The sequence below is a fragment of the Streptomyces graminilatus genome (assembly GCF_001418565.1).
In the GTDB taxonomy this organism is placed as follows: domain Bacteria; phylum Actinomycetota; class Actinomycetes; order Streptomycetales; family Streptomycetaceae; genus Streptomyces; species Streptomyces graminilatus.
In genome coordinates, this window is record NZ_LIQQ01000840.1 from 1 (window position 1) to 1,375 (window position 1,375).

At 69.6% G+C, this 1,375-nt stretch carries 1 protein-coding gene and 1 pseudogene; one reads left to right on the forward strand and one right to left on the reverse strand.

What is annotated here, in order from left to right:
- A pseudogene (locus tag AOK08_RS42090) lies at nucleotides 1-517 on the reverse strand (hypothetical protein); the annotation flags it as partial.
- A gap of 182 nt (nucleotides 518-699) precedes the next feature.
- Here AOK08_RS42090 and AOK08_RS42095 point away from each other — a divergent pair.
- Entirely contained in the window at nucleotides 700-1,323 is a 624-nt protein-coding gene (locus AOK08_RS42095) for a hypothetical protein (protein ID WP_055535871.1), read from the forward strand.
- The last annotated feature ends 52 nt before the right edge of the window (nucleotides 1,324-1,375 follow it).

Below are 1,375 nucleotides of genomic sequence, written 5' to 3' on the forward strand. Positions count from 1 at the left end.
GAGTGGGGCCGCCGCAGCGCAGGCACGGCCGGGTGATGCCCTCGGGCAGCTCGGTCCACGAGCCGGGGACATCGAATCCCGACTCCAGCTCTTCGGACCCTGGTTCCGTGGCGGGCGTGGGTTCGGTGTCCCAGTGGAGTTCGGGCGGGTCCTCGATGTCGAAGGCGAGCTGGTCCGCCGGTTCCTCACCGCTCTCGTCGTCCCCGTCATCGATCTCGACGGCGGGCGCGGCAGGCTGAGGTTCGGCGGGGGCGGGGTCCGTGCGACGGTCGAGTTCGGCCGCGAAGTGGGCCAGCAGCCGGGCGTACTGCTGTCCGATCCTGCCGCGGGGAGTGCGGGGCGGTTCCTTTTCCCACGTCCACACCGTCTCCCGGGCCACCCCCAGCTCATCACCGACCTGAGTCTTGGTCCAGCCCCACTGCTCACGCAGCCGAGTCCGCTCCGCCGGCGGCGGCAGCGGCGGCACAGGGCCGTCTTGGGAGATCTGCGCAAGCAGGGACTCCACGGGCTCGGACACGGTCTTCCTCCACTCAACGGATCTAACGCGAATCTAACGTACGACGGCCATTCTGCCGTGTCAATTCTTAACTCGATAATCACGTGTACTATCAATGTTACTTGTCTCGATAAACGCACGCAGCAGCACTGTCGTAGACCCTGAGGGGCTGAGCAGCCCCTTTCGGGAAGGAGGGACCTTCCGTGTCCAAGAAGGACTTCATCGCCGCGGCGGCCGGGCACGTCGGCGACGGCGCTCCGGTCGGCCGTCGCGCGCGGGCTGAGATCGCGCGTTTCCTGGCCCAGGCCGCCGAGGACGACGGGCACCTTCCGGAGGAACCCGAGGCGCGCCGGTGCGCCGTGCGCATCGCCGACGCCCTGGAACAGGACCGGGCCGAGCAAGCCGGTACCGCGTGGTCGCGCCTGGGCGAGCTGCACCGGCGCCATCGCGAGGGCGCCGTCGCGGTCGCCTCGGACCTCGCCGAGGCGCTGCGCGCGATGTACCCGGCTGCGTACGCCCTGGAGCTGGCCCAGAACGACGACGGCAGTTTCCTGGCCGGACGCCTCGTCTCGGTCGGCGGCCGCACCGTGCGGGACTTCGTGACGGACTCCTCTGCGCTTCCGCAGCTGTCCGCGCACCTTCGGGACCGATGGCCCGAAGGTGCACTCGAAGGAGTGGGTGACCTGAACGAGGTCGTCACGATGCTCGCCGCGTGCGGCATCGGCTTCGACGACCTGCCCTCCGAACTCCGCGGCGACGATGCCTGCCCGCACAGCTACAGTCCGGCCCTGCTCCTGGACGAGCAGGACTGCGAGTACGGCTGCTGACCCTCACACACAGCCCCCGTCTTCTCCCCCGCCCCGGCCGCTCAGGACTGCT